This is a genomic window from Paraburkholderia sp. RL18-101-BIB-B, assembly GCF_046026985.1.
Lineage (GTDB): Bacteria > Pseudomonadota > Gammaproteobacteria > Burkholderiales > Burkholderiaceae > Paraburkholderia.
Genome location: NZ_JARESV010000126.1, coordinates 1 through 3,030, shown reverse-complemented (window position 1 = coordinate 3,030; position 3,030 = coordinate 1). Strand labels below are relative to the sequence as shown.

3 protein-coding genes are annotated in these 3,030 nt (G+C 57.7%); all 3 read left to right on the top strand.

Annotation, left to right across the window (positions count from 1 at the left end):
* Positions 1-1,085 precede the first annotated feature (1,085 nt).
* Entirely contained in the window at positions 1,086-1,679 is a 594-nt protein-coding gene (locus P0D73_RS46105) for a hypothetical protein (RefSeq protein ID WP_408436367.1), read from the top strand.
* Complete coding sequence (locus P0D73_RS46100; RefSeq protein ID WP_408436364.1) at positions 1,669-2,682, top strand: pentapeptide repeat-containing protein; 1,014 nt, start codon at positions 1,669-1,671, stop codon at positions 2,680-2,682. Before P0D73_RS46105 ends, P0D73_RS46100 begins: the two co-directional genes overlap by 11 nt.
* Before the next feature lie 142 nt (positions 2,683-2,824).
* The coding region (locus P0D73_RS46095) for a hypothetical protein (RefSeq protein WP_408436361.1) at positions 2,825-3,030 on the top strand (206 nt) is incomplete at its 3' end.

Here is a 3,030-nt window from a genome sequence, read left to right as displayed (position 1 = left end):
CAGCATCGCTTCGCTACGGCGTCAGCGCCCGCGCAGCATCCCGCCCGGCCGAACCGCATCCGACATCGCTGGACATCCTGACCTATCAATCGCCATAGCGGCGCGTCCCGACCACATCGGAGCACTCCGCGGTTTCCTCCATCGGGCTTATTCGACGCCTGCCGATACGCGCGGAGGCATGCACATTCCTGCGGCCGATGGCAGGCATCGAATAAACCTTAACGAACCCGGAAGCACAAGGTCAGCGCGGCATGTTGCCGCAGCCGGCTGGTGCCGAACTTCCCTAAACGATCCCTTGCGGCCCCTCGAGCCACCGCGACAGCTGCGGCAGGTAGTGGGGTATAGCGGCCGCCCAAACGTCGCTCCAGTCCGCGGACCAACATGACGATTGCTCAAAACGCGTGCTTCTTCGGAATCAAACGGCGCCGCCCCTGTCGTCTTGTCCATGTGCGGCACCGCACCGACCGTGCCGCGAACATCGTCTAGCGTCCTTAGATCCGGAGCAGACAGCAGTGATCTCGCCTCTTCCTTGTTGTCGCGCCGACCAGTCAACGACCGCGTGGGGTATTTGCCGGCGCTCTCTTTGCAACCAGAGTGATGGCTGACGAACTCGTCATGCAACAAATACGTAACTATGAAACGCAACAGCGGTTACCGTGCGTTTGTTCCGATGTTATTTGACAGTCGTTGTCGGTATATCACGAGAATATGAAGCATGAACACGGCATACAGGTTCTTAGCGGAGGAACTTGAACGATTGCTGAGCCGGCCTCTGCAATTGAAGGGCGATCTGAACGTGTGGTACGTTGAAACGCGGAAGCTCGAGGGGCAGGCACGTGATCTGGACTTGCCGGAGGGGAAGCGGCACTCCCTGGCGGATGCATGTTCCTTCCAGACGACATGAAGCCCAGTATCGCGAGCCGCTGGAGGGCACACTCCGCGACTACACCGAAGCTGTGCGAAGTGGTGCAGACCTTTCCTAACACTTTGTTGGAGCCGACGCCGGTGAGCAGCGACTCTCGTCAGGCTCGGTTGGCGCGGTCAACTCGATCGTTGGGGCCACGTAGCATGAACCCATTACCTCCATGTTGACGCCCCGTCAGACAATCACCGTAGGCGGCATTGGTCACCGATACTTGGAAGCGGTGGGCGAGTTTCCTCACGCGCAACTTTGCTTCCACCGAGTTTTGACCGAGTTGACCCGCCGATTTCCTCGACTCAAGGCCGTCTGTGCCCTCGCGACTGGCGCAGACACAGCCTTCGCACAATGCGCAAAGACCCTCTCGATCCCCTTGAAATCGGTAATTCCCTTCGCCAATTTCGAGGCCGACTTTGCGGACCCGGAGGCGAATGCCCGCTTCCGTTCACTGCGCAATAGCGCTAGGTACGAACATCGCCTCTATTTCTCGGAGCGCAACGACCGAGCATATAAGAAGAGCATGGAATGGGTAGTCTTCGAATCGAATATCGTGGCCGCTGCCTGGGATGGCCGGCGCGCCGGTTCCCCGGGCGGTACGTGGGAAACAATCTCTCTGTGCAGGAGGCTTGGCAAGACGCTGATTCATGTCGACACCGCGAACAAGACGCTCAATCTCCATGTCGACCGCACTGGCAAGCCTGCGACTCTTAACGAAGTTTCGGCTAGTCAGATCATAAGGCAACTTAACGATGACCTTTGACTTCAAGAAGGGACTGTCGAACATCCACATCATTGTCCTAGTGGCGGTGGTCCTTGTTTTCGCGCTGGCGATAACACTGGGGGCACAATATTTGATCGAATTGAACCGCACCGAGGCCGGCAGCAACAAAACGCTCAGTGCCAAGGATAGCTACGAGATCAGCAAGCTCGACGCGCAAATTCGACAGATCCGCAGCGATACCGCCGGCAGTTTATTTGCCCTCAAGGTGATCGCCCTGTTTGTCACAGTCGGCGGTGCCGTTGGCGGCTACTTGATTGGGCAGAGCCGCACAACGCAGGCGCGGATCAGCTTCGAGGACAGAAAGAGTGTCGACGAGGTTTATCAGTCAATCATCCAGGAACTGGCGGACGAGTCGCCAATTCTGCGCGCCGCCGCCGCAGTGAAACTCGGCTCGATATTGAGGTCCTTCCCGGCGGAGTGGAGCGTCAGCGATGCCCGCCGCGAGCAACTCATGCAACTCACCAAGCAGGTACTGGCGGCTGCCTTGTCGATCGAAACGGACAAAAAGGTACTGAAGACGCTGACTATCAATTTAGTGCTCTTCAAAGCCAAACCGGACGACGTCTTAGCCAACGTGCAGGGTATCGACCTCTCGGGAGCGAAGGGCTACGACGCTTATTGGGCCCGCTGCGATTTCAGCTTCGCGGATTTCTATGCCGCAAACCTAGAGCGAGCTTCCTTCCGCAGGTCCAAGCTGACGGGGGCCCAGTTTCGGGAAGCCACAGCAAACAACGTCATTTTCAATGAGGCTGATTGCACCGACGCGAACTTCAAGATGGCCGACCTGCGCGGCGCGTCATTCTCGAACGCGACCTTGCATGCGACCAATTTCGAGGGCGCCCGGGTGCATTCCGTCTCCCTCGCAGGGGCGAAACTCAACGATCTTCCGATCTGCGTGGTGGATATTTCGGAGCAAGGGGATGGAAGCCAGTTGGTGTCGATCGGACAATGGCTTAGCACGACAGGTAATGCGTTGCCATAGCCTCCGAGGCCACAGCATTAGGGACGCTCGTACAGCGGATAGCAAGCGGGTTTTCCGCAAACTAGGCCAGAAGGTTAGGATGCAATCCCTGTTTCGGCGGAGTCGTTCTTGATTTCTGCTTTACAGAGACGCGTGAGACAGCATGTTGCCCTTCCAACGGGAGCAAAGTCCCTTTGAAATTAATGATGGGATCGAGATCCGCCAAAGCTGGCCATTGTCGTCGTTCGGCGACCGTCGCACCAACACGGGTGGTACCACCGAATTGTGCGCGTTGCTCTTCTGTCAGGTTCCAGAGTACTGCAGCCGTTCAAACGGCAGGTTTCTGCAGGCCCAGAACGTCAGCTTGTG

What these genes read in the sequence shown, in the direction of transcription:
- P0D73_RS46105 (WP_408436367.1), top strand. Translation starts at nt 1,086, where the DNA reads ATGTTGACGCCCCGTCAGACAATCACCGTAGGCGGCATTGGTCACCGA.
- P0D73_RS46100 (WP_408436364.1), top strand. Translation starts at nt 1,669, where the DNA reads ATGACCTTTGACTTCAAGAAGGGACTGTCGAACATCCACATCATTGTC.